The 24,877-nt window shown below is 46.2% G+C and carries 24 protein-coding genes and 2 pseudogenes; 1 reads left to right on the top strand and 25 read right to left on the bottom strand.

Going from position 1 to position 24,877, the window contains the following annotated elements; translation table 11 throughout:
• Window positions 1-5: 5 nt before the first annotated feature.
• The 10 genes from H6A34_RS00450 to H6A34_RS15360 form a co-directional block, all read right to left on the bottom strand.
• The gene (locus H6A34_RS00450) at window positions 6-833 is read right to left on the bottom strand and encodes a M23 family metallopeptidase (protein WP_204502406.1); all 828 of its coding nucleotides are present in this window, start codon (window positions 831-833) and stop codon (window positions 6-8) included.
• Between the two features lie 39 nt (window positions 834-872).
• The gene (locus H6A34_RS00445) at window positions 873-1,508 is read right to left on the bottom strand and encodes an antitoxin (RefSeq protein ID WP_205102793.1); all 636 of its coding nucleotides are present in this window, start codon (window positions 1,506-1,508) and stop codon (window positions 873-875) included.
• Window positions 1,509-1,542: 34 nt separating this feature from the next.
• The gene (locus H6A34_RS00440) at window positions 1,543-2,214 is read right to left on the bottom strand and encodes a hypothetical protein (RefSeq protein WP_013619365.1); all 672 of its coding nucleotides are present in this window, start codon (window positions 2,212-2,214) and stop codon (window positions 1,543-1,545) included.
• 43 nt (window positions 2,215-2,257) lie between these two features.
• Entirely contained in the window at window positions 2,258-2,950 is a 693-nt protein-coding gene (locus H6A34_RS00435) for a hypothetical protein (protein ID WP_205102792.1), read from the bottom strand.
• Window positions 2,931-3,437 carry a PH domain-containing protein gene (locus H6A34_RS00430; RefSeq protein ID WP_205102790.1) on the bottom strand — a complete coding sequence of 169 codons (507 nt, stop codon included), beginning with the start codon at window positions 3,435-3,437 and terminating at the stop codon, window positions 2,931-2,933. Before H6A34_RS00430 ends, H6A34_RS00435 begins: the two co-directional genes overlap by 20 nt.
• Window positions 3,434-4,684 carry a toprim domain-containing protein gene (locus tag H6A34_RS00425; RefSeq protein ID WP_205102788.1) on the bottom strand — a complete coding sequence of 417 codons (1,251 nt, stop codon included), beginning with the start codon at window positions 4,682-4,684 and terminating at the stop codon, window positions 3,434-3,436. Before H6A34_RS00425 ends, H6A34_RS00430 begins: the two co-directional genes overlap by 4 nt.
• 46 nt (window positions 4,685-4,730) lie before the next feature.
• Window positions 4,731-6,332: a hypothetical protein gene (locus tag H6A34_RS00420; RefSeq protein WP_205102787.1), complete on the bottom strand. Its 1,602-nt coding sequence runs from the start codon at window positions 6,330-6,332 to the stop codon at window positions 4,731-4,733.
• Window positions 6,333-6,363: 31 nt separating this feature from the next.
• Window positions 6,364-6,588 carry a hypothetical protein gene (locus H6A34_RS00415; protein WP_013619360.1) on the bottom strand — a complete coding sequence of 75 codons (225 nt, stop codon included), beginning with the start codon at window positions 6,586-6,588 and terminating at the stop codon, window positions 6,364-6,366.
• A gap of 6 nt (window positions 6,589-6,594) precedes the next feature.
• A complete protein-coding gene (locus H6A34_RS00410; RefSeq protein WP_205102785.1) occupies window positions 6,595-7,359 on the bottom strand; it encodes a DUF4099 domain-containing protein in 765 nt (254 codons plus the stop codon).
• Between the two features lie 217 nt (window positions 7,360-7,576).
• Window positions 7,577-7,726 carry a Fic family protein gene (locus H6A34_RS15360; protein WP_338088571.1) on the bottom strand — a complete coding sequence of 50 codons (150 nt, stop codon included), beginning with the start codon at window positions 7,724-7,726 and terminating at the stop codon, window positions 7,577-7,579.
• A 275-nt stretch (window positions 7,727-8,001) separates the two neighbouring features.
• Here H6A34_RS15360 and H6A34_RS00400 point away from each other — a divergent pair, with 275 nt between their 5' ends.
• Window positions 8,002-8,658, top strand: coding sequence for a M23 family metallopeptidase (locus H6A34_RS00400; RefSeq protein ID WP_205102782.1), 657 nt, complete (start codon window positions 8,002-8,004; stop codon window positions 8,656-8,658).
• 2 nt (window positions 8,659-8,660) lie between these two features.
• On the opposite strand, the gene H6A34_RS00395 is transcribed toward H6A34_RS00400, so the two are convergent.
• The 15 genes and pseudogenes from H6A34_RS00395 to H6A34_RS00325 form a co-directional block, all read right to left on the bottom strand.
• Window positions 8,661-9,044 (bottom strand): hypothetical protein, encoded by a 384-nt coding sequence (locus tag H6A34_RS00395; RefSeq protein ID WP_205102780.1) that lies wholly within the window; start codon window positions 9,042-9,044, stop codon window positions 8,661-8,663.
• A 416-nt stretch (window positions 9,045-9,460) separates the two neighbouring features.
• A complete protein-coding gene (locus H6A34_RS00390; protein ID WP_205102778.1) occupies window positions 9,461-10,507 on the bottom strand; it encodes a leucine-rich repeat domain-containing protein in 1,047 nt (348 codons plus the stop codon).
• 307 nt (window positions 10,508-10,814) lie between these two features.
• Window positions 10,815-11,019 (bottom strand): annotated as a pseudogene (locus H6A34_RS00385) (eCIS core domain-containing protein); the annotation flags it as partial.
• 91 nt (window positions 11,020-11,110) lie between these two features.
• The gene (locus H6A34_RS00380; protein ID WP_205102776.1) at window positions 11,111-13,399 is read right to left on the bottom strand and encodes a DEAD/DEAH box helicase; all 2,289 of its coding nucleotides are present in this window, start codon (window positions 13,397-13,399) and stop codon (window positions 11,111-11,113) included.
• Between the two features lie 26 nt (window positions 13,400-13,425).
• Window positions 13,426-14,373: a putative phage abortive infection protein gene (locus H6A34_RS00375; protein WP_205102774.1), complete on the bottom strand. Its 948-nt coding sequence runs from the start codon at window positions 14,371-14,373 to the stop codon at window positions 13,426-13,428.
• Between the two features lie 9 nt (window positions 14,374-14,382).
• Window positions 14,383-15,240: an HNH endonuclease gene (locus H6A34_RS00370; protein WP_205102772.1), complete on the bottom strand. Its 858-nt coding sequence runs from the start codon at window positions 15,238-15,240 to the stop codon at window positions 14,383-14,385.
• A complete protein-coding gene (locus H6A34_RS00365; protein WP_205102770.1) occupies window positions 15,233-17,137 on the bottom strand; it encodes an AbiJ-related protein in 1,905 nt (634 codons plus the stop codon). The genes H6A34_RS00370 and H6A34_RS00365 overlap by 8 nt, the downstream gene beginning before the upstream one ends.
• 85 nt (window positions 17,138-17,222) lie before the next feature.
• Window positions 17,223-17,996, bottom strand: a complete 774-nt coding sequence (locus tag H6A34_RS00360; protein WP_239480702.1) for a YjbH domain-containing protein — start codon at window positions 17,994-17,996, stop codon at window positions 17,223-17,225.
• A gap of 181 nt (window positions 17,997-18,177) precedes the next feature.
• Window positions 18,178-19,316 (bottom strand): annotated as a pseudogene (locus H6A34_RS00355) (dTDP-glucose 4,6-dehydratase).
• A 25-nt stretch (window positions 19,317-19,341) separates the two neighbouring features.
• Window positions 19,342-20,253: a dTDP-4-dehydrorhamnose reductase gene (gene rfbD / locus H6A34_RS00350; protein ID WP_205102767.1), complete on the bottom strand. Its 912-nt coding sequence runs from the start codon at window positions 20,251-20,253 to the stop codon at window positions 19,342-19,344.
• A 12-nt stretch (window positions 20,254-20,265) separates the two neighbouring features.
• The gene (gene rfbC, locus H6A34_RS00345; RefSeq protein WP_205102765.1) at window positions 20,266-20,826 is read right to left on the bottom strand and encodes a dTDP-4-dehydrorhamnose 3,5-epimerase; all 561 of its coding nucleotides are present in this window, start codon (window positions 20,824-20,826) and stop codon (window positions 20,266-20,268) included.
• A 4-nt stretch (window positions 20,827-20,830) separates the two neighbouring features.
• Window positions 20,831-21,739, bottom strand: a complete 909-nt coding sequence (rfbA, locus tag H6A34_RS00340; RefSeq protein ID WP_205102763.1) for a glucose-1-phosphate thymidylyltransferase RfbA — start codon at window positions 21,737-21,739, stop codon at window positions 20,831-20,833.
• Window positions 21,740-21,768: 29 nt separating this feature from the next.
• Window positions 21,769-22,578 (bottom strand): glycosyltransferase family 2 protein, encoded by an 810-nt coding sequence (locus tag H6A34_RS00335; RefSeq protein ID WP_205102761.1) that lies wholly within the window; start codon window positions 22,576-22,578, stop codon window positions 21,769-21,771.
• Between the two features lie 113 nt (window positions 22,579-22,691).
• Window positions 22,692-23,804: a glycosyltransferase gene (locus H6A34_RS00330; RefSeq protein ID WP_205102759.1), complete on the bottom strand. Its 1,113-nt coding sequence runs from the start codon at window positions 23,802-23,804 to the stop codon at window positions 22,692-22,694.
• 53 nt (window positions 23,805-23,857) lie between these two features.
• Window positions 23,858-24,874: a Coenzyme F420 hydrogenase/dehydrogenase, beta subunit C-terminal domain gene (locus H6A34_RS00325; RefSeq protein WP_239480701.1), complete on the bottom strand. Its 1,017-nt coding sequence runs from the start codon at window positions 24,872-24,874 to the stop codon at window positions 23,858-23,860.
• Between the last annotated feature and the right edge of the window lie 3 nt (window positions 24,875-24,877).

Raw genomic sequence — 24,877 nt, 5'->3', positions numbered from 1 at the left:
GGCGGCTACCGCTTCGTCAAGTCTTTTTTTTTACCGTTTCCGTCCAAGGTGGAGAGGAACACCCCGTGACGGAACGCCAAATAGTTCAGGAAGTCGCTTATCAGCAGGTTCTGCACCTTGGCGGCGATGGGCATGGCGCGTGTGCCGATGCCGAGCGGGTTGGCCAATGAGGGTATCACCTCGTAGAAATAGTTACGGATGGCCGACAAGGAGAAGATGTTGCGCAAGGACTGGGCGGTATGCTCCGGCACACGGTACATCCCGCTGCCTATTTCAGACAGGTAGTCCGGGTAGAAGCGCAACATCAGTTCCTCCACCTCATCCTGGTCATCGTCATAGTCCGTGGGGATGTCCATTTCGATAGTCTCGAAATCGGGCATCCCGGTATGTCCTTGCTGCCGCATCATCCTCAAATTGCCGTATAGCATGGCGAGGAAGTCGATGGGGTTGATTTCTTCCCCGTCATACCGCACTTCCATATGGAGCAGGTCGCCGCTGATGGCCAACACGCTACCTGCCTTTACCTTTGCCCCGAACGGAGCCATCGCCCTTGCCAGATGGGCGGAGGTCACTTCATACTTGCCGTACCGGGTCACTTGGAACAGCCCGTGCGTGGGGTTGCTCCCGATGCCCGTCACCACGCCGTCGGCCACCGCAGCCAGTATGTACCGGTGTGTGCCGAAATCCACACCGTGGTGGAAAAACTTTCCGCCGGTCTTAGGGTGGGTCTGTTCCCCATAGCCCAAGAGCAGCTTCACTTCTCCGTCACGCTCCTCAAACGGCATACAGTAGCCGCTGGCGGAAGCGAGGTTCATTTCCTGTATATAGTCCATATTCTCGATATTGTCAATTTTCTCTTTTGTCTTCTTTTTTTATCTTCGTATTCCTCCTTGTCGTCCTTGCTCCTCCTGCGGCGTTTGCCCTGCTGGTTGTTTCTGCTCTATCCGCGAATTATTGCCTATAAGCATCATGCCCAACAGCAGGCCGCCTATCTTGCCCAACCAGCCGAAACGGCCGAACACCAGCAAGGCGGAAGCCACCAAACCGAGCATTCCCAAGCCCGACACGTTTCCTTTCCCCAAGTTGGAGAAGAAATTGCCGAACATATCCAAGCCGTTCCCACCGGTCAGGTTGCCTAAGAATGTTCCGATGCCTCCCCATGTCCGGTTCATGGTGGAAACGCCCTCCTTTACGCCTTGCAGGGCTTCACCGGCTTGGTCAACAGCCTGTTCCACACGGTCGGCGGCTTGTCCGGCCATTTCCACTCCTTTGTCCACATTTTCCTCGCCGACCAGCACGTCGGCCACGGTGCGCACCACCGGCTTGTCGTTCACGATATTCTCCCACGCAAGGTAGCCCATGCCGCCTCCGACAACAGCCGTTTTGGTGGCATGGCCTAATCCGGCTAGGGTGCGTTGGGGATGCACTACCGCACCGCCTAATGAGCGGGTGGCGGAGTTGTTGACCAGTTTTTTGCCAAAACCCAGTATTCTTGCCCATCCTGCCATATTCTATACTTATTTTGTAGTTGTTTCCATCCGTTTATAAATCTCCGTTTCTTCTCCATCTGCGCATGGCGGCACGGGCTATTTCCGCCTTGTCCGCTTTCTGCGGCCTTGCCCCTTCATCGATGGTCGCCCACACATCGGCCAGCGAGGTGTATTTCACCGCCAATGTCAAATGGCGCAGTTTCCGGTTCATCGCTTTCAGCTTCGGCCGGATGCCGAACACCAATTCTATCCGCTGCTTCTCGGTCATCTTGGTGTCACTCAGGCATACTTGCCGGATGTCGTTCACGATTTCCACGCTGCCCAATATCAGCTCTTGGTAGATGCGGTTGCGGTTCGGGGTGAGTGCCACAGCAATGGCGTTTCCCGCATGGCTGCGCAATTGGTCGTTCAGGCTCCCCATATTTTCGGCCAGTTTGCCTACCTCGTGGTAGAAGCCGTATATCTGTGCCGCATAGCTGATGATGTCGCGGAAAGAATCGAGGTAGTCGTTGAACTTCCGTTGGATGTCCGTCGTGCCTTCCACTTCCTCCCGTGTCCAGATATGCCCGGTGGTCTGCATCAGCATCGCCCGCTCCTGTGCTTTCAACTGGTCTTCCGCCTTTTCGGTATAGAGGTACACCATCCCGGCCAGGGTCGGGTCGATTTGTGCCTTTAATTGCAACGAGCAAACAAGCAGCAAGCCCATTATCACGATGTGTCTCATTATCTCTGCCATTCTTAATTCTTCATTCATCATTTTTCATTCTTCATTGGATAGTCCTTGCCGCCCTTCGCCATCTGTCCAAGGCGGCATGGGCAACTTCCCCGTTGCTCCTGTCTATCATCCCGGCGGTAACATTGTTCCATACATCGGTCATCGTATAGTAGCGTATGCTCAGATGCAACAAGTGCAGTTTCTTGCTGAAAGCGTCCAACCTGTCGGACAAAGCCCAGAGGGTTTCGCTCCGTTCCGCCCCGGTCAGCATATTCTGCAGGCCTCCTGTGGCCACGGCATTCCTGAGCAGCGTATAAACTGAAACCAATTCCGTAGCCGTTTCAATGTAGAGGTTGTTCATACTCATCGTGGCGACAATGCCCTGCGGATTACTGGTAACGGCCTTGCGCAGCTTACCGAGGGTGATGAAGATGCGCACCCCGTCCTCATACAGGGTGGTGGCTGCTTTCAAGGAGGAGGCATAACCTTCCACCGTCTGCAGGTAATCGTTGTACTTCCGTTCCCATTCGTGGATACGGTTGAACTCGGCGGCTATGGTGTTTTGCAAGACCGCCGTCTTGGTCTGCCCCTCTATCTGGTCTTGTATCTGGCCGTTGATGGCCTCGTTGCCTTCCGCCAGGGCCAGCCATTCCAAAGGATTGGTCTGCACGTATTGCGCTTGTACACTGATACTGAAGCACAAGGCAAATACAATAGTCAGTATCTTAACGGTTCGTGATTTCATAGATTCCTTTTCTTCGTTTGTTCAATTCCACCCGTCCACGGATGACAGACACCAGGTCATTGTTCATGTCCATGCCGATGATGTCAAGCCGGGGCGTGGTGCGGTCGCCCGAATGGACGCTCACGGTTTTCAGTCCGCAAAGCTGTTGCAGCAGGTTGCTCCGCTCGGCGAAATCCACCACCCGGTATAGTTCCACATAATCGCTGCTCCGGGTAATCACCCCGTGCTCGTATATCAGTTGTTCGTCCGTAATGCGGTAAATCATGCGTTTGAGGTAGATAAAACGGTAAGCCAAGACCAACGACATGGCCACTGACAACCAAAGCAACAATCCCTTGAACAGCATTCCGTCCATCCCGGCACAAGCGTAACCGCACAGGTCGAGCGTCAGCAACGGCAGGTTGTCGATAAAAAACTGCAACGTCCGTGGCCGCAGTTGCAGGGTGTCGGGTCGCGTAAATGGCGGTTGTGAAGTAGTTTGTGTCATCGTCTGAATCGGGTTTGTCGTTCTTCCGTATTTTCTTGTTCCTTATCCTCATCCATCCGTTTGCCCATAAGTTGGTCGTTCCAGTCCTTGTAGCCCTCGCTGGGTGGACGGTAGGCAATGCGTCCTTTCTCCAAGCCAAGTTCCTTGCAAATAGCTTCAAAGTCAAATGTGCGAACGTCCAGTTCCGTCCTTCCGTATTTCCCGGTTAGGTCAGTCACCACCAAGGTGTCTTTCTTCGTCATGTGTGTGTTGAATACCCGTCCGTTCATCTGCAAGGCGAAGTTCACGGCATAGAGCTGTCCCGCCTGGTCGCGGTCGAAGCAGAGGTGGTGGTTGGCATCAGGGGTCTGTTCCAGCATCCCGGCAAACTGCCTGATGCTCGGCGTGCCTCCCGTGGAAACGAATACGGCATTTCCCAAGTCGGCGTATGCCACAGTTTCCTTCTTTTCGATTTGGTAGAACGCCATCGCATCGAAGGCACTCTCAAACCAGTACACGTCTTTCACGCCTGACAACGGGATGTTGAAACCGACATCACTGCGGTGGCTGTTCAGCTGGGCTATCCACATTCCCTTGGTGGCGTTGCTCCCTGCCGCCATGCCCTTGTAGGCGGTCTTGCCCTCCGCATTGGGGCGGCTGCGTTCTTCCAAGCCGACAATCTGTTTGCCCGGCCATGCGGGCAGTGACAATGGAAAAGCGAGGTTGATAAATACCTTGCTGTCCGTCCGGTGCTTGGAGGCAAGGAAGAAATGACTGCAAAAGGCGCGTTGGGTGTCAAGGTCAATGCCCCGGTTCTTGAAATAGGGATAGAACTTTTTTTGGCTCTCCCAATCGTCCATGCGGAAGGCTTGCAGGTCGTATTCATCCATGTCAAACGGTTTGCCCTCCTTGCCAGGGTTGAATATCCTTGTTTCACGGATTTCTTGCGGCTCGTTCAGCAGACGGCGGCATACGAGGTTGACCAACCGGTCGGCGGACATCCCCGGAGTGTATTCGGCAAAAAAGTGGGGATGTTCCTTGATGAAGGAAATGACATTGTAATTCTTGCGTTCGGGCGGCTGGAAACAACAGAAGCCGTTGGCCGTGACGATGAACTTGTCTCCTCGCACACGCCGCCCATCGCTGTCAATGCGCACATACGACGGATAGCGCAGGCCGTCACGGCGGTTCAGCCGATAGCCTGCGTCCACCAACAGTTCCTGTATGCTCAGCCTCCTCTTGTAATCCTCGTAAGTCAGTTCTGCCATGATTGGTTCTCAATTCTTCATTCTTAATTTTTCGCTCTTCGTTGAATCACATTCCATGTCTCATTTCATGCTGCATCCGTTCCGTGTTCACGGCTGCTTCATAATTGCGTGCCGCCACGTCCATAGGGGTGTCCACTCCGGGCTTGAAGTAACACCGGGGAGGCGGTGGAGGGCCATGCCTTTCCAGGTAAATGTCGGGGCGTGGTCCACGGCCCAGTTCGCCCATGACGGCTACGCCCGCCAACAAAGCCGCCCCGATTTTCGTTCCCAACGGCACGTTGTCCCTAGACTTCATGTCCACTTCTCCGAATATCTTGGAAAAGAGTTTCAGCCGGTGGTAGTCATCAATGGCCATGAACTTGTCATATTGCTTTTGGGTGATTTCGTGGCTCACTGCTTCGCCGTCTATGACGGCGGTCATGCGGTACTTGCCCTCAGTTTCGGTGGGTTCTACCCGTATCTCGTCCACGGTCACCTCCCGTCCATGCCGGCCCTCTCGGAACCAGCCCTTGTCCGGGTTGATGTAGGCGAGGTCGTTACCGTACATCACCACCGTTCCCTTGGGCAGTACCCTTTCTTCAGGCTCTACGTACAGGCCTTCATTGACATATTGCCCTTGCCCGCCTTGCTCTATTTGCCCCACTTGGGAAAGCTGGCGGTCCAAGTCTTCCTTGACCGCCGGATGCAGTTCGATGGCAATCATCTTGTCACTATTCAACATGTCCATTGTGATAGGTGCGGAAAAATCCTCCTTGATGATGCCATTAATGATTTCCAGCCGTTTTTCCACCGGCACATCCTGTGCAGAGTTGTTGGTCAAAGCTGCCAATTCTTCGTCTTTCAGGTCATACTGCAAATCGGCAGAGACGGAGGAAGACTGTATGGTCAGCGTCTTGCGCTCGGAATCTATGAGTATGCCGTGGCTCGCTAAGCATTCCTGCCATTTCTCGTTGGTGAAATAGACGGGGGAAGTGATGAGCGTGTGGTAAGGCTTGGCCGGTTCGGTGGGTCGTGGCTTGGGTTGCAAAGGTGTGATGACCGTTTCCAGTTCCTCCAACACATCCTGTCCGGCTACTGTCGTGGTGGGTTGCCCCTTGTAGTAGAAACCATAACCGCCGCTTTGCAGTTCTCCGGGTTTCATGCGTCCGTCGGGGCGGTTAGGCACTATCGGTGCGCCGGGAAAATAGAGGTTGCCGCCTATGCGCCGCAGGTGGAAGCCGTCCTGCTGCCGGGGTGTCCAGCCGAGAAAACACGCTCCCCATGGGTGGCGGTACATGGGATGCGCCCAACCTGATCGTCCGTATTCACCAGCGCCGATACGGTAGCCGTGTAAGCCCATGGCCACCCGTCCGTTGGCATTCCGTGCGTGTACGAAATCCCTGGGCAGGTCGAAGTCCGCCGCCACAATACTTGCGAAGGTGTTATAGCACTTTCGGTTTGCGTAATTCGTACCCCAGTCGGTCAGTGCTTGCAGCTGTTTTTCGGTGATGGGATAGGAAAGCAACGGGGAATCATGTCCTTGCACAATCAGGACAAAACCCTCGCTGCTTCCTGCTATATGCCCCCTCATGCCGTTGCGGGCCAGCAGGTCTCGCATCTCCGGCGGCAGTTCCAAAGGGCGTGGGTTAGTGTTCTTTCGTATGCTCATTTCATATTGTTGTCATGCGGTTATATGCTCATCAGGCATCGCCGTAGGCGAGTGCCGTTTCCATCTCCTCCTGCTTCATGTCGAGGAAGCGCAAGGCGGTGTCGTCGTCCATTGGCAGGTCACGCAGGCGGCAGTACTTTTCGTATTCTGTTCTCCACTCCCTCGAATGGTACCATACATAGTCTTTCCAACCGTACTCACCGCTTTGCACCTTTTCCACGAGGGTCTCTTCCGGATAGTATTCTTCCTTTGCCATGATGCCTTACATTTTGGGAGTGTTGGCGTTCTGCATCCTGCGCTGGCTGCTCCGCTTCAACTCGTTCCACATTTCTTCGGTGTAGTCGTCCTCATGCACATAGTCAAGTCCGCCTTCGCCGTCTGCCACCCAGCAGCCGAAACAGCCGAAGTTATACTTGTCCCACTCGCGTTTCGCTTCCTGTTTCCATTGTACGCCGTCACCCACACATACCAAGATGCCGGTCGGCTCGTTCAGGTCAATGCCGATGGTCATCAGGTCGTCGCCCTCAGCCACGGTTAGCGGTTCGCCCACTTGCAGGCAGTTGATTTCCGCATGGGAGAGGTGGAACTCGTCGGCTATGATTTGCAGGTTGCGCCCGATGACGGGCGTGGGTACGGAGAGGATTTGCTTCGTGCCGGAATCGATCTGGTGGAATGCCTGCACGGGATTGTCGTTGTTGTCCTGCATCGGTGCGATGACTGCCTTTCCTTCCAGCAGACGTTGTTTTTGTTCTTCGCTGAAACGCTCCAGCCGGCTTTCTACCAGTACTGGGTAAAACAACACGTCGGCTGTGCCGTCCTCACGCCGCACCAACGAGAAGCGAGTTCTTGCATGGATGGTGTTGCCTTCCGAATCATCCGCACGGATGGGCAAAACGGGTGAGCGGCGGCCTGATTGGATGGCTTGCAGTACATCCACCGGCAGGTCACCAACCATCTCCCTTGTCAGCCCGAATTGTTCGAGAGTACCGTAGGGTACTTCCTCTTCCGAGAATTTGTATCTGTTCATTCGTCCAAATTATAGTTGTTACACTTGGACAAATGTAAGGCGGTAGAATGAAGCAAAGTAAAAGCTGGGCAGAAAAATGCTCAGATTTTGGTTTATTTATAGCTGAAGAGAAAAATCATACTGTCAATCAGACTCCAAACGAAGAATGGGGCTTCCCGGCATGAACGTGCCTTGGGAAGCCCCATTCGGGTATAGGTGGTTATGTTTACAGGTGCAATTAGGACTTTTCAGCCTTGGCTGCCACATACATTTGGTTTCTGCTGGTTGGGGTGTCGGGTTCTGTCATTGACAGCAAACCTTCCGCAATCAAGGGAGAAATATACACTCGCTTGAAGTTTACCCTGTCTTTCAAATTGAGCAAATTCATTATTTCCAAAAAGCTTTTGGGCTCTTTGCAGAAATCCAGTATTAACGCTCTCATCAAGTCCTTCTTGATGGGTTTTCTTGATGGGTCTTTCTTGATGGGTCTTGCCGATGGGTAACGTCAACACCACATAGTCGGGTTGCACTTCCTCGGTCAGCTTTGACTTTATAGACACTCTAAGTCCGATTCGTAGGTCTGATTCCCTATAATATCTTATAATATGACCATTCCCATTGCCATTCTTCCCTTTATACGCATCTACATATTACTTTTGTGCCATGAAAAAGTCATGGCTATTACTCACTTTATCATTCTGTTGCTTGTCCTTACAAGCACAGTTCCATACCATTGCATATAGCAAGCCACTGTACAAAATGCAGGGAGTGGTCGAGCCTACAGAAACAAAATGCCTCCCCGGAGATGGAGAGGCAGACAAACTTGTTTCCTTTACTTCGATGGCAGGGAAACAGCCAGATGAAATGCGGAGCCATTGGATAGGCTGTTATATGAGCGTGTCTTACCCTTTGAAGAAAATCATAGTCACTTCACCTTTTGGAAGGCGCAAAGATCCTTTTACAGGCAAACGTAGCAACCACAAAGGGTTGGACTTGCGGGCAAACAGCGAGGAGGTCTATGCCATGATGCCTGGCGAGGTCATAAAAGTATCTTCTGATAAGCGTTCTGGCAATTACATTGTCCTCCGTCACGGTGACTACACCGTCAGCTATTGCCATCTTTCAAAGACATTGGTAAAGAAAGGCGCACAGGTCTTACCAGGAGAAGTAGTGGCTATCAGTGGCAACACGGGGCGTAGTACCGGTCCGCACTTGCACATCACCGCCAAATACGGCAAGAAGCACATTGACCCGGCCATCTTGCTTCAGTTGATTAAGGAAACCCGTGAAGAAGCATTGGCACGTCTGGCAATCGGCTGAGCTTACTTTCCATTTCCTTTTAAGAACTGCTCGTAGTCATATTCATTCATCCCCGGCTTATAGGTCTTTTCCGACAAGAACATCCTTGCTATCAGGAACGGCCAGAACACGGGTATCAGCCACATGACCGCCCGGTTGATATTTGAATTTCCATGGCTTTTCCTGTTATACCTGCGCCCCGGATGCCTCTCATAATATATTCCAATCGGTATCACAATGTACCGCCACACTATCAACAATAATCCGGCCCATTCCAACCCGAACAGGCACAACCCGATGGCAACCAACCAGAAAGCGGTTGTCTCCGGCGATAGGAAATGCCTTAGCATTTTCCCGCACAATTTCAAAAGAATATAGGCAAAAGCCAGTAATACAATGTACTCCATACCTTTGATTATTAGACTACTAAGTTAAACAATCTTTTCCATTTATGCAAGAAATCCTGCTTGTATTTTGCCTTTCTCCTTAAAGATATTTCTGTTGATTTTCTCGCGCAAAATTAAGGCAAATATGACTTGTACCTCTCTCGACGAGTGTCACTGATTGATGAAAGGGAGAGAAAGTGCTCGTATAAACGGTTGATGGAACAGATTGAACGTGAGCTACCGACCTTGTGTTAAGCATTGGTTGTACAATGCTGTAATCCTTTTGATGAAAAGTTCCAGAAAGTAAAAAATATATTATATTTTAATGTATTCAACAATGAACATTTTATATATGAATGGCCGGATAAAGAAAATGCCACTCCTTGTTCCTGATAACAGGAATAGGGAATGGCATTTAGTTCTTTAATATAGTGGGATTACTTGATCAGTTCTTTGAGGGCTATCGTCAAATTTGCCAGTCGACGTTCGACTTCTGCGTCCGTACATTCGGAAAGAGTTTTTTGCGGGCTGCCTGCAGCTTGATATTTTGACAGCCAACAGTCTTCAAATACGCCACAGGCACTGACCATCAAAGGTATTATTTTTGTGCCGTTATGATTGGCCTTATTGAACAAGGGTGGCAGTTCGTTTCCCATAATATAGTCGGAAGCCATGAATGAAGCGGACACAAGGCAGATGGCTATTGTTGAACGTTCCAACGCTTCTGATATTTCCTTTTCCCATTCATCGCTGGCCTTGAGCCTTTGGTCGTCCCATTCATCAAAATCATAATAGTTTTTCAGCCCCTTCAGGTGTTTCTTCAATTTTTCCAGCCATTTGGCATCATCGTGTGAGTAACTTATAAATATGTGATGAATTCCTGTATCTTTTTTAACGATACTTTCTGCTGCTTTCATGATGGATAGTTTATTATTGATATATTTATTAATGTCAACGTCTATGTAGCTTAACTGATTTCTCACAGCTTGGTCTATAGAACAATTTTCCAAAGGATTTCCTTTAATTCTCAACACCTTCAACTCCTTGGCTTCCGCTCCTATATGAATGGAGGTTAATTGGTTGTATGTCAAGTCTAACGATTCGATGTTGTGCAGTTTCTTAAAATCCACCGCCGTTAGCCTGTTGTGACCGGCTATCAGGCACGTTATAGAAGAGTCATAAAACTGTTTCGGTAAAGCGGTAATGTTATTACAATAAAGATTGAGTGTCCTTAAATTCGGCAGTTTGAACAAGGCGCTTTGCAATGTCTTGATCTCGTTTTTAGACAAGTCGATGGTTTTCAACTTCCTTAATTTTAAGATGTCTTTCGGTATGTTCCGTATTTGATTGCCGCTTAGTGTCAGTTTGGTCAAATTCGTATAAAGAAAAATATTTTCGGGAATTTCAGTCAGTCCAAGGTTGGATAAGTTCAGCTTAGTGACCTGTTTTATCGTTTTTCCTGTTATTTCTATTGGATAATCCATGATTTTTTATAATTTTGCAGTGTCGGACTATGGGGGTAGCGACATTAAACAAGCGGATGTTCCGTGCAAATTCAGGAGAAGGTGTACGGATTCATATCTGGTTAGGGCTCATCCAGCGGAAGTCCCGTATTTTCCGGTGAGAAACCCTCAACGGGATTGGAGGAAACCTTTTCATTCATCCGCAGCTTCGGCATCCCACTATCATTACATTAATGTAATATTCCGTGTCCTGACTTATTCTCCGTTTTCGGTAGCGACAAGGACACGTTCAGCAAGACAGCCACCTTTAGGGGTGGCTTTTCTTGTGTTGAGCCACGTGCCATGCCTCATGTGGTAAATGCCGTTCTTGGACAGGAGCCGCGTGGATGTATGTTCCTTGCGTATATGCCAATGCCTGCACGGTGGCAGGCTTGTCGGAATTGTAATGCACACGCACGTCATCCTTTGAAAAGCCTGGAGAGGCTTTCGATGCCCGTTTTCAGGTTGTCAGGCATATCTGTTTCGTTTTTTTGGTTATCATATTATTCTCTTTAATGGTTGAATTTAATGCAATAATAACAAATAAAGTGGAGATGTAAAAATAGCATCAGATAAACTTCGGGACTATTTTAAATTCACCGTCTTTGTTATGCCAGGGAAGACGGTCAACCGGGCTGTCCCGCCATTGCTTATCTCCACATTCGTGTACCGTGCCTCCACTACTACCTTGCCGTCCAGCCTGATGATGCCCCATTGACGGGGATTGGTTTCCACGACACAATAGTTGCCCACGGGGTTCTGTATGCTGCGGTAAATGGGCGGCACGATGACGCGGCTGCCTGCTCTCAGCCCCCATTTCAATCCCGATTGGAACGGAACGGCATCTTGTATTTTAGCCAGTCGCATCTGCTGTTTCTTTTCTTTTTCCCGTTGATGGTCCGCTTTCATCTTAGCGGCTCTCGCCTCGGCTTCCGCTTTCAGTCGTGACACCGCCACATCAAAATCCTCGTCTTGTGTCTTTGGGTGCTCGCAGGCGATGTATTGCTTCTCCTTGCCGTCCATGGCATGGTAGTAATTTCCCTTTCCGTCCGTAATCACGATGCTGCCGTCTACCAGTTCGCCGCAGAATCCATAGTATTCTTCTTCGTCATTCGCCAGGATGCACACACAATCCTGATGAAGGAAAGCATCCTCGCTGTCTATGTGTCTGAACTTACAGTTGTCGGTCAGACTTGTATAAATCCGCAAATAGAAGCCACGTGGCACCAAGTCAAAACTGTTTATTCCCAACGGACTCTTATAGACATTCTTGGTGCGGCTATAATACACCATTCCGACCCTCAGCATCTCAATCCTCCCGTATTTCAGCACTTCCGGTTTCCCGTTATACAGTTTGGCTGTTTTCAAATCAATGTAAAATGTATGTCCGGTATTGTCCGTCACGGCTACAATGTCGTCCGGCAGGAATTTTATGTACCGATACCGGTTGAGCTTCATCCGTATGTTCCCGTTTCCATCCACGATGCCGACCCGGTTGTCTTCGAATCTTACGGCTGCAAAATTGTCTTTCACGTCAAATACGGTGCGGTATTGCGCTTTGGTTGTGATAGTCTGTCCTTGCTTCAATCCCCAAAGCCCACTTTGACGGTCTTTATATGGTTTCAGGGCTTCTGCTTGCAAAGCGTCATTATCAAACCGGGAAGAACCGCTTTGCAGGTAATCCATCAACTGTCCGTGCGATACAATCGTTTCCAGTAAACCGTCCGCATTTAATGTCTCGTCTTTCAGTTGCCCGGCAGCCATACAGGAAACATTCCTCGCGTTTGCGGTTAGATAACCTTTTCCTGCCAACCGTCCCTCGAACATGGCCTGCCAGTCCTGGTAAGCTGTTGGTAACCCGAACAGACGGTACAGCCCCACGTTGTCTATCAACATGCAGGTTTCCTTGCCATCTGTCTTGCGCAGTCCGCGTCCTACTTGCTGCAGGTATTTGGCAAGCGAAAGGGTCGGCCGAGCCATTTGCACGAACTCAACGTCCGGACAATCGAACCCCTCGCTGAACACATCCACATTGACCAGTACCTGTATTCCGCCTTGCCGGAAATCCTCTACAAGTCGTTTTCGCTCTTTTGCAGGTGTCTTGCTGTCTATGGCGACGGCGTTCATTCTGTGTCCCTTGTAATATTCCGCGATATTCCGTGCGTGGCTGATACTTATTGCATAGATTATGCCTTTCTTTCCGTCGGCGTATTGTCTTACGCTTTCATACAGTCTCTCGATGCTTGGCCGTTTATTCAGCACGGTATCCATCTCCTTTACTTGGAAATCTCCGTCCGCCCCACGTTTTTCCAAACAGTCTATTAGCTTTTGGTCTTCACTGTCTGGACGTATGGATACATAATCAAAAGGCGAAAGCCACCCTTGACGGATGAAGTCCGCTATGCTGTCCGATGTGATGAGCGTGTCAAACAAGTCCGTGAACCCCTTGCGGTTCAGTCGGCAAGGTGTGGCGGTCATACCTAATTTCTTCGCTTCAGGATAGCGTAGCCACAGTTCCTGGTAGGTTTCCGCCAATGCATGATGGGCTTCGTCTATCACAATCAGGCTCGGCCTTTCATCATCCACGTCCTCCCAATGCCTTGACAGCCATTGGATGGACATAGCCTTGACCAGCCCGTCCTCTTTCCGGATGCTGTACTGCGCGACCGTTTCCTCTATCTGCTCTACCAGTTCCCGCCGATGGGCGACAATCCACACGGCCTTGCCTCCGGTTTTCTCCAAATGGTCGGATATGACCGAGGCAAGCAGGTGTGTCTTGCCTGTTCCCGTGGGCATTTGCACCATAATGCTATTGTGCTTTTCCCATTCAGAAATAAGAGACTGCTTTATGTTATGTTGGTATTTACGCAACATAATGGTAAGGGATTTATAAGAGTTTATCAACTCTCTTTGTCCAATTTTGCGGCAGGACAGCTTTTGAAATCTTCTATGACCTTAAAAAAACTTTCTTTATCCCTTGAATTGTAAAATGCACCGATATAATACTTTGACGTATCATTCTTGTCTATGGTCAGATAATTCAGGTAATCGTCAATTATCATTTGATATTTCCGAAAATAGTCTTTTTCAATCACATCTTTACTGATTGTGAGAAACTCATCCCGCAGATTCTTCAACAACGCATACTTTTCTATTAGTGGCTTAAATTTTGGTTTACCCACACCGAAAAGGCAATTATAATACAGCCAGACTAATTCAAATCTTGACAATGTAGCCCTTACAATGCTTATATAAGCATATTTTTCTTTGTCATTGAGTGCCTTGTTCTTATCGATAAATTTGATAATTCTGTATAAATGTCTGAAATAATGATCGAAAGTGGTTATTTCGGTTAATTGATTATACGCTTCAGAGCCCCTGCTCATCAAGACGTTCATCATTCCTTCATACCAAGATTTTTCATCAAGAGAAATCTTACCATCGATGATTTCTCTAAAACTGAACCATTTGGAAACCCAGAAATGTTCGAAAATATCCCTTCCACGTTTTTCAATGGTTCTCCAACCGGTGTTTTCTTCATGGTTAGGATTCCTGTCAGGCTCTGTATCTTCATACCGAAGTTCATTGGTAATCTGTTGTTGGAGTTGCAACATATTAAACAGTGTGGTCTCAAACCGCTGTAGATCTCCGGTTTTCTTTTGATTGTGATAGGTTAGAATAGCTACGAAAAACGCGCCGAATGCAAAAATACCGCTGACAACACCTCCGATGTAATATAATCTGACCAGCATATCGGATTCTGAGCTTGGTACATTTTCGTAAAGGAATTTAAACGACAGCAAAATGCAACCAACGAATAATAATATGTATATGATAATCAGTTTCATTCGCACAACCTAACGTCTTTTCTTGATTCCATCCAAATATGCTTTGTAATCATTTGAATCTGCAAGGGCAAGATACAACACTACTTTCCAGTAGTTATACCCATAACTCTTAGCATCCAGCAGTGCCTTCATTTTCAGATTGGCCATGAATGCATCAATATTCCCATGAGGCCAAAAAGCTCGCAAACTATTTTCAATTTCAGGATATTCAGAGATAGCTTTCGTCTTAAACCTTTTCAGCAAATCCAACTTCTCATAATGCCTACAAATCAAATAAAACAACCTGACATCTATATGATTAATATTATCCAAGCGATAGTTGAAGTTCACGACACCCTTTCCGTCAAATGACAAATCCACAAATAAATACTGTTTTTTTGGCAATATGTCATAATAGAAGTTCAAAAACAGTGGGTTCCCACTTCTGTCCTTAAAGGTATCACCTTTCTTGGAGTTGCATTCGGAACAGCAGGGAATAAGGTTTAAAGCATGCACCGCAAACTCCTCATAAAAAGACTTGGGTAGGATATGCTCGGTTGTGTTGGCCGCATTTAAGGTACAGTAAGGGCACCTGTTCAGATAAGTTCTGTTATTATTGGCATCTATCCATTTCCGAATGGTTCTCACGATTTTATTGTCACTATCAAACATCCCCTCCAATAACTCTTTTTCCTCTTCTGAGAACAAATCAGAGGGCAATAATGTATGCACATGTTTTTGACCAAATGCAGAATCGTAACTATCATAAGCAGATTTCACCTTTTCCTCTATCCGTTTTAATCCATCCTTACCATGGCCCGTTTTCCGCTCAACTGCATCCTTATAGAGTGTAAAGGCATCCTCACTATAATGTTTGAAGTTAATCATCAGCTTTTATTTCCATTTGCCTTCTTATGTACATATAGAGATTCAAACTCATCGGTAACTCCTCCGACTTCAATATTTTTTCTATATCATCCATACTTTTACCCTTACGAACAAGTTGCCGAATGACATATCCATAATGTTTGTCTATTGTTGAACGTCCGAACACATCTTCTGTGATGGTAGTCAGGTTCTCGCCAAGTGTTTCTGTGTTCATAAGTCTGGTTCGGCGTTCTTTGGTGACCTTATCCTGTTCCAGCACAATCACGTTTCTTGCAAGAAGTTCCTGCAGGACGACCGCAGAGTGCGTCGCGACCACGCACGCCGAATTGAATTCATTACAGATTTCGAATAGAATCCGGACAAGTTCTGTGACCGCGTTGGCATGGAGATGCACTTCAGGTTCGTCAAAGAGTATGAGTGAATTTTCACGGATATGGGCATACAATTCTGTAATGATTGACGTAATCATCGCTTGTCCGCTACTCATTTTACTTATAATCCCATGAAACTTCCTCTTGTCGATATTTTCCCTACTCAGAAATATTTCATTCAAAAGTTCTTCGTTCACCACTTCTGTTAAAGTGCTGTGATAATCAGAGGTACGCTCCTTATATACTATCTCTTCAAGAGAGATCTCAAACCGTTCCTTTTTGTCTTTTTCAGTTATCAGCTCATTATCCCTATTACGCAATCCGCAATAAACAAAGTTAAAGGAAGATTTGTGGGTCAGTTCAAAGAGCTTATCAAAAATGCTGTAAGAAATGGCTATCACCTTTGAAAAGTCTGGAATTTTGCCATTCTCGAAAACCGTCTCATCTCTGTCATGCAATGCTTTGGCAAGAGAGTAAAGCACCGATGACTTGCCCGAACCATTCTCGCCTATCAAGGCTTTTATTCTGTTGAGATTGTCCTTACCATCCAAGTCGCCGAAACTCATATCCACATTTACCACGTTGTCAAAGTATGGCCTCTTCGCGTACAGAGTAAAATTATACCTGTTGCTCATGTCAATTCCCTCCATAATACCATGTGCATCCCTGAATGCTTTCAATGCGTCTGGATATCTCAGCAAGGATTTTTGGAAAGATATGGTGTGTTGGTAGCGGTCGGCTATGATGGAAAAGTAGGCGGCATCCCGCAAGGCATACAAGATGACCTTGTAATTTTCAGGGAACTGTTCCTTGATATTTTTGTAGTATTCCACTTCTTGTCCGACGGAACAGAATTCTTCCGATAGTTCGAAAAAACATTGTGGAATGACATTCTTGGTCACAAATTCATTGGCGTGCATGATTTTCACAGAACCAATCTCCACACTTTGCACATTCACGTTCTGCATATAATAGAGTTGGAAACGTGTTTTTCTGCTATAATCATCCCATAAGTCACTATAAAGCACAAGAGCTGGAAACGATGATGGAGTTTTGTTGACATAGAAGCTGATATGGTTTTTGGCAATATCGCGGGGGTGTTCTTCCACATTGTCTTTTAACTCTTCAATCTCATAGATTGGAAGTTCTTCCCTTTTATCTTGCAATCTGTATTCAATGCCTTCATTTCTCAACAACGGATTTAATGTATCCACATAACGCTCTATTTCCTCCTTGGAACTTCTGGCATTTTTAGAAACAACAGCATTAAGAAACTTGTGGAATACTTCATCGTTGGAAGTTAGCAATCCAAACCTGGTTAAGAAAGTATATTCCTCATCCCAGTCATCATTATTCCTCAAATGTTGAACAGCATCCCCGTATGCGTCTTTAAACCTTGGATCTTCCGATGTGAACAGGTGAAGATTCCAAATGCTTTCGAGCATTTCCACACAATCCGCCTTTCCCCAGATAGACCCCAGTTTCTGAATGGACCTGAATATTTCGAGTCTCTTTTCTTTATTCATGGAATATAATTCTTGGTTGAAAGTTTTATAAAATCCAATAATCGAGGGGTAGGCCATATTACCCCTAACGACATTAGCATGTCATTCACTTCAAACACACCTTGAAATAAACCTCACCGCTAAAATACTTGCCGCCGTTCAGTTCTGCCACAAGGTTGATCCGGTCTTTCCAGATGGAATATGTGCCGCCAACATTGAAAGTGCGAGAGTCATATTCTGCCATCAGGTTCAGTCCGTTCACCGCTTTGCGCCAGAATCCGTCGTCGGGCAAGTTCGGTCTGAAGTTCAAGCCACCTGCGGGGCTGTTCTTATGCTCCACTCTCAATCCTCTGTCCCAAATGAATGACAAGTGTACTCCAAACGTACCTATGTTTTCAAAGGTGAAGTGCTTTGTGCTCGCAAGATACCACCGGGTAAACCAGCAGTTGCCTCCATTGCTGTCCCGACTGCCTATACCCCCTCCACCGGCGCTTTCATGTGTACCCGGGTCGTTCGCACCAAAAACAATCTGTGGTGTCCATGGCTTCCACCAACCTTCTTTCCACAACCGTAGACGGCCATAGAAAGCGCGGTCTTGATTGGAATATTTGCCCCAGACACTTTCTGGAAAATAAGTCGAACCATGCTCTGCATAGTTGATGGTGCAGGTGTAGCCCACTTCCAACCACGGGAAAATACTGATGTTCAAGAAATAGTTAAACGTGTATTTTATTTCGTTGCTGTTGAAGTAATGCAACGGTGTAAGATGTAATACGTTGCCACCAGCCATTACTGTCTTGTCACGTTGCATTTCGGCTGTGGAAGCGTGGAGCAGTCCGGTTGTCCCATACATGGCTTGGGCATGGATCTTGTCTCCCATTGCAAGGAGTAGAAGGAAGAAAATTATCGGCCATGTTTTCTTTGCATAGCCTGTTGTGACTATGTTTATTGCATTTGAATGAAATGCACATTTACTGATATATTTCATTAGAGGAGAGGTAATATTATGTTATTGCCTCCCTCTAAATAGCGTTTATTTTATTTTGACTCTTATTTGTGTACTATCTGTTCTTGTACATCCCGTCGTAATACCGTTGGTAGTCGCCGCTTGTCACGTTATCCATCCAAGCCTGGTTGTCAAGATACCAGCGGACTGTCTTTTCAATGCCTTCCTCGAATTGCAGGCTCGGTTCCCAACCCAATTCACGTTGAAGTTTCCTTGAGTCGATGGCGTAACGCATATCGTGGCCTTTGCGGTCTGTAACGTAGGTGATGAGATCCATGTCCTCGCCCTCATTTCTTCCGAGCAGACGGTCAACGGTCTTTATCACCACCTTGATGATGTCGATGTTCTTCCACTCGTTGAAGCCACCGATGTTGTAGGTGTCTGCTATTTTGCCATTATGGAAAATGAGGTCAATCGCCCTTGCGTGGTCCTTGACATACAGCCAGTCCCTCACGTTCTCGCCCTTCCCGTAGACAGGCAGCGGTTTCTTATGGCGGATGTTATTGATAAATAAAGGTATCAGTTTCTCCGGGAACTGGTATGGTCCGTAGTTGTTTGAGCAATTGGTTACGATTGTCGGCAGACCGTATGTGTCATGGAAAGCACGGACAAAATGGTCTGAACTTGCCTTCGATGCAGAGTAGGGAGAATGGGGATTGTATTTCGTCTCCTCGGTAAAGAATTCCGTTCCGTAAGCATGGTGGTGCTCCGACGATGCTTTAGTGGTGAACGGCGACTCTGTTCCCTCGGGATTCGTTAGCTCCAACGCACCGTAAACCTCATCGGTCGAGATATGATAGAAGCGCTTTCCCTCGTATCCTTCGGGGCGGCTCTCCCAGTATTCCTTTGCGGCTTGCAGTAACGTCAGCGTACCAATAACGTTTGTATGTGCAAAAGTGAACGGGTCTTTATGCTTCGGTCAACGTGGCTCTCTGCCGCAAGGTGGATTATCCCGTCAACGTTGTACTTCTCTAGCAATGCCTTCACCGTTCCGTATTCGCAGATGTCGGCTTTTACGAAAGTATAGTTCGGTTTGTCTTCCACATCTTTCAGATTAGCCAAGTTGCCGGCATATGTCAGCTTGTCTAAGTTGATGATGCGGTATTCAGGATATTTGTTTACGAACAGGCGCACCACATGGCTTCCGATAAAACCCGCTCCACCTGTTATGATGATGTTTCTTTTAAATTCCATGTCGTTTATATTTTTGTTGTCGTTATCATTTTAGGGCATTCATATTCTCCATGCAGACTTTCAATGAGTCTGTCCAATAGGGTATCTTCAGCCCGAAAGTTTCCTTTATTTTCGTTTTGTCAAGCACCGAATATGCAGGACGCTTGACGGGACTTGGGAACTCGTCGCTGTGGCAAGGCTCAATGTCGCAAGACGTGTTTCCGGCAAGCTCGGCTATTTTCTTCGTGAAATCAAACCAAGAACATACGCCCTCGTTGCTGAAGTGGTAGATGCCGCACTTAGAATATCCGCCTTTCGGGTTCGCTTTTTCATAGTCTGCAAGCACTGTCTGAATGACAAGCGCAAGGTCGTAAGCGTAAGTCGGTGTCCCCACCTGGTCGAAAACAACAGTCAACTTTGGCTTGGTCGCCGTAAGGTTGAGCATTGTCTTTACGAAGTTCCTGCCGTATTCGGAATAAAGCCATGCCGTGCGTATGATGACGTAATCGCAACCTATCGCCTTGATGTTCTCCTCGCCCTCAAGTTTTGTCTTGCCGTACACTCCCGTTGGTGTTCCTTTCTGGTCCTCTCTGCAAGGCGTGTTGTACGGGTCTCCGCCGAAAACATAATCGGTTGAGATTTGCACGAGCAGTCCTCCAACTTCCTTCATTGCTTCAGCAAGTATCTTTGGGGCGTCAGCGTTCAGTTTCCGGCACAGTGCCTCGTCGCTCTCCGCCTTGTCCACGTTGGTGTAAGCGGCGCAGTTGACGATGCACCGTATATCTTTTTCCCTGACGATACGTCTTATCGCTTCGGCATCGGTGATGTCCAAAATAGTCGTCTCGACACCCTCAACCTCGACAACATCCGTAAAGATGTAGCTGTCGTTCGTCTTTTTGCTGATGATGCGCATCTCGTTGCCAAGTTGGCCGTTTGCGCCTGTTACAAGTAAGTTCATGATGGCATTTCGTTATTTTGAATAAACAAAAGGAGATTCAAAGTCCTTTAATGAGGAATGCTTTGTGTCCTTTTCGCTAAGTATAGCGTGCCCGGTCGGTATGCGCCAGTCAATGCCCAAGCTGCCGTCAAGAATGCTTATGCCGCCGTCCGCTTCTGGATGATAGAACTCATCGCACTTGTATTGGAACACTGCCGTCTCGCTCAGCACGGCGAAACCGTGGGCAAAGCCCTTCGGAATGAAGAACTGCCTGTGGTTGTCCTCGGTCAATTCTACCGCCACGTGCTTGCCGTATGTCGGCGAACCTTTGCGTATGTCAACGGCTACATCAAGCATTTTCCCCTTTACGCACCTCACCAGTTTTGCTTGTGTGAAAGGCGGATGCTGGAAATGCAGACCGCGCATCACGCCGTAGGACGACATGCTCTCGTTGTCCTGAACGAACTCCACATGACCGACTTTATCATCGAACTCTCTTTGCGAGAAGCTCTCGAAAAAATAACCTCTTGCGTCCTTGAATATGCGTGGCTCGATGATGACCACGCCTTCTATCTCTGTCTTGATTACTTCCATGTTCTTAATACTCCAAGTTTTTCTCCAACGTTTCTTCTTTTTCGTCCAAGACAGAAAGCAGATACTTCCCATAATCATTCTTCAGCATCGGTTGGGCCACCTCGCGAAGTTTCTCTGCCGTAATCCAACCTTTCCGATAAGCGATTCCCTCTAAACAAGCCACTTTCAATCCTTGGCGTTTCTCCAGTACCTCAATGAATGTCGATGCTTCGGAAAGGGAATCATGTGTGCCCGTATCTAGCCAAGCAAAGCCACGACCCATCGTCTGCACTTTCAATTCATTGTCATGCAGAAACTCTTGATTCACAGTGGTTATTTCCAGTTCTCCACGAGCGGATGGTTTGATATGCTTGGCAACTTCCACGACCTTGTTCGGGTAGAAATAGAGTCCTACCACGGCATAATTGCTCTTCGGGTGTTCCGGCTTCTCCTCGATGCTCAGACAGTTGCCTTCCTTGTCAAACTCCGCCACGCCGTAACGTTCTGGGTCGCTTACCCAATAGCCGAATACCGTAGCCTTGCCGTTCTCCTCGGCATCCGCTACGGCTTGCCTTAACATTGCGGTCAGTCCGGCACCGTAGAAGATGTTATCACCTAATACAAGGCAGGCGCAGTCGTTCCCGATGAACTTGTCTCCAATGATGAACGCCTGTGCAAGTCCGTCCGGCGACGGCTGTTCTGCATATTCAAACTTCACTCCGAATTGACTTCCATCGCCCAGCAACCGCTTGAAACCAGGCAAGTCGTAAGGTGTCGAGATTATCAGTATCTCCCTTATCCCAGCAAGCATCAGCACCGAGATGGGATAGTAAATCATCGGTTTGTCGAAAATTGGAATAAGCTGCTTGCTAATTCCCTTGGTGATAGGATACAACCGTGTACCGCTGCCACCGGCCAATACGATTCCTTTCATATTTATATAAGTTAGTTGGTGTTATCTAATTACAAAATGCCTTTGAATGAACTTCTGAAACTCGGCACATGAAATCCATGTTTCCGAAAAAATGTCTTCATACTATTCAGATGAAACAAAGTCTTTTTTCCTAATTTAGAACTTCCTCGTAAATGATTATGAGTCATAACCGCTTCCGGATAATAGATTACGGGTCTGTTTAGTTTCCATGAACGTAAGCAAATATCTTCATCTTCCATATATAAGAAATAATCTAAATCAAAACCTCCAAGCTCTGCAAACATATCTCTTGATAGGAAAAATGCCGCACCTATAGCCCAATCTACGGCTTGTGTCTTGCTATAATCCAAGTTCCTGCACAAATATTTATCAACCTCTTTATCATCAACATTATCTTTCCCTTTTGTCCGTATTCGCGCCAACAGGATACTTAATGAAATAAATCCTCTTACTGAATATTGCAACGAACCATCAGGATTTAAAAGTTTAGGTACAACGATTCCCACGTCAGGATGACTTTCGGCAAAATCGAAAAGCTTGTCCAAGCTTCCGGGGTGCATCACGATGTCTGGATTGATTATTGCGATGTATTTACCAGTAGAGGCGAACACTCCTTTATTATTGTTTTCACCAAACCCTAATGGCTCAGTATTTACAATAACCTTCACTTGCGGATAATTTGCTTTAATGTATTCAACGCTGCCGTCTGTTGAGCAGTTGTCAACATATATCATCTCAAATGGAGTTTCGGGCTTGTTGTCTCCATACACAGAAGCCAACATCGGCTTTAGGTATGAAAGATGATTCATGCCTACAGTGATAATAGAAATTTGTGTCATGAAAAGAAAAATCTGATAAAGTATTGTATCTTTATACGAAATTCAAAATGTCAGCTCTCAATAATGCGCAGCTATATAGAATAAGTTTTCAACAAAAAACTTTGGTAAAAATATTAGCTCTTTAATAATTTAATATACGCATCTTGATATTTTTCTGACATACTTTGTGCCGTATAATGTTTTTGAAACAGATGTTGAATGTACTTTGAAGTCGATTCATAATCTAATTTCAGGATTTTATCAATCGCTGTCTTCAAATCTTCTATGTTGCGATTGTCAAATGTATATCCAATTGGACTTTCTGCCTTCTTTATCACTTCCCGATGCGATGGTATGTCTGAAAGAACACATGGAAGCCCGACAGTCATGCTTTCAAGCAATGTATTGGCCAATCCTTCCACATCTGACGCTGAGATATAGTAGTCGGCAGCAATAAGATAATCATAAACATTACTTTTAAAGCCAGGAATTAATATATTGTCATTCTCATGCATTTTTAATGTGCTATATAAAGCACCATCACCAAGCAAGATTATGCCAATATCTTTATTGTGAATTTCTTCAAACGCCCGTATAATCAGATCTGGATTTTTTTCTTGCGAAAAGCGTCCTACAAATATAAAATATTTCAAATCTGATTTTAGTCCTAATTGCTTGCGCAATTCTTGTTTCTGTTTAAGATCTCTTTTCCATATCGGTAATGAGCATCCGTTAGGTATTGCCAGCATTTTGAAATGCTGTTCATCCCAATAGCTTTGAGCCACACTCTCCGAGCAGGCGATTGGTAAGTCCATTCTTTTTGTAAAGAAATGGCTTAATGCTATTACGATGGTACCCTTTATCTTTCCATACATTACTTTTTGTTGAATGCCTGGATATATATGGACAGTTTCTACTTTTTTATATCGCTTGGATAGGAATGGCACTAGAAACATGGAACGTGGGCAATGCGTATGAAGAATGTCCGGGTCAATTTCTTTAACCTTTCTTCGAAGTGTCAGAAACATTGAAACCGGATTGAGGAATTTGTCGGGCGACATTTGTACAACTTTTATAGGTAATGCTTTGAATTCCTCTATTCTTGATATTTTCTGTTCAGGCACCATGGTGATGATGCTAACATCAAACCTGTTAAAATCCATGTAGCGAATGATATTATACAGGACATTTGGTGGGCCTTGATTACTTAAGGAGGAAATGACATAACAGAGTTTTATCTTTTTCATAAATATTTGTGTGTTAATATCGGAACAAAAGAAATCTGAATTTATGGTGTTTCTTATTTTGAAATGAAACGTTTGAGATGATTAAGTATGCCTAATTTATATATGACAGGCTTTAACCATTGAATACATTGTTTCTTGATGGATAACGGAAAATATTTTTTTATTAATTGTTCAAACGGTATATCTTGTGCATCTTTAAAAAATTGTTCTCTTTGTGGATTAGGTACAGTACATTGTGTTGCCATAATACCATCCAGTTTAATGGCTTTTTCTACGTCAGCTTTATTAAACCGAATAAAAGGTTTTGTTTCATTGAAAAGGTTTTCACCTTTTTCTGTATGTAATAATACCATAGTTGTGCCGCGGTCATCATCCATATCCTTGCTAAAGGCATTTACGTGCCAACAATCATATAAAGTGATGTCGGCGTTTCGCTGGATGGTTTTGAAATGGCATCTGAAGCACGATGGGCGACTATTCAAATCTTGGAAAAAAGTATATTTAAAGAACTGTATTGCACGGCTTTGATATTTTATCTTTCCATTTTTAAATCCTATGGCCATTGTAGAACCGGCATAGCCAAAATGTTTATTTCGAAAAGATACATAAGTTATAGGAGATTTTTCTTTTGCAGAGTGCCACGCCAAATATTTTTTCCATAACCCTGGACTTGGTGTGCCACGGCACACCAAGTCCAGGGTTATGAGATTATCATATTTCCGCTTTAAATAAGAATTTAATCCCTCCACTTGACATGGAGTTCCACTAAATAGTATTAAGCGACCTTCCTTTAAAAGTGATTTAATCTTGGAAAAAGTATTTCCCATGTCACTTTGTACATATTTTGAGCACCGAAGTTTTTTTAAATCATTTATTGTAGATACACTATCATGGCAAACATTGAAATCTTTATCAAAACATCCACCAAAAACAATTCCACCTTTATTTAATACAACTGTTGCGAATGCAGAAAATGCACCACCTGAGGCACTTTGCATCCTAATAGATTCATCTTTATTTTGTACGGCAAACGCCGATGTATTTCCATTATTTATGACTAAAGGTTTCATGAG

It is taken from the genome of Marseilla massiliensis (genome assembly GCF_016899855.1).
Lineage (GTDB): Bacteria > Bacteroidota > Bacteroidia > Bacteroidales > Bacteroidaceae > Prevotella.
Note: the sequence above shows the minus strand (reverse complement) of the source record. Positions and strands in the feature narration are given on the sequence as shown.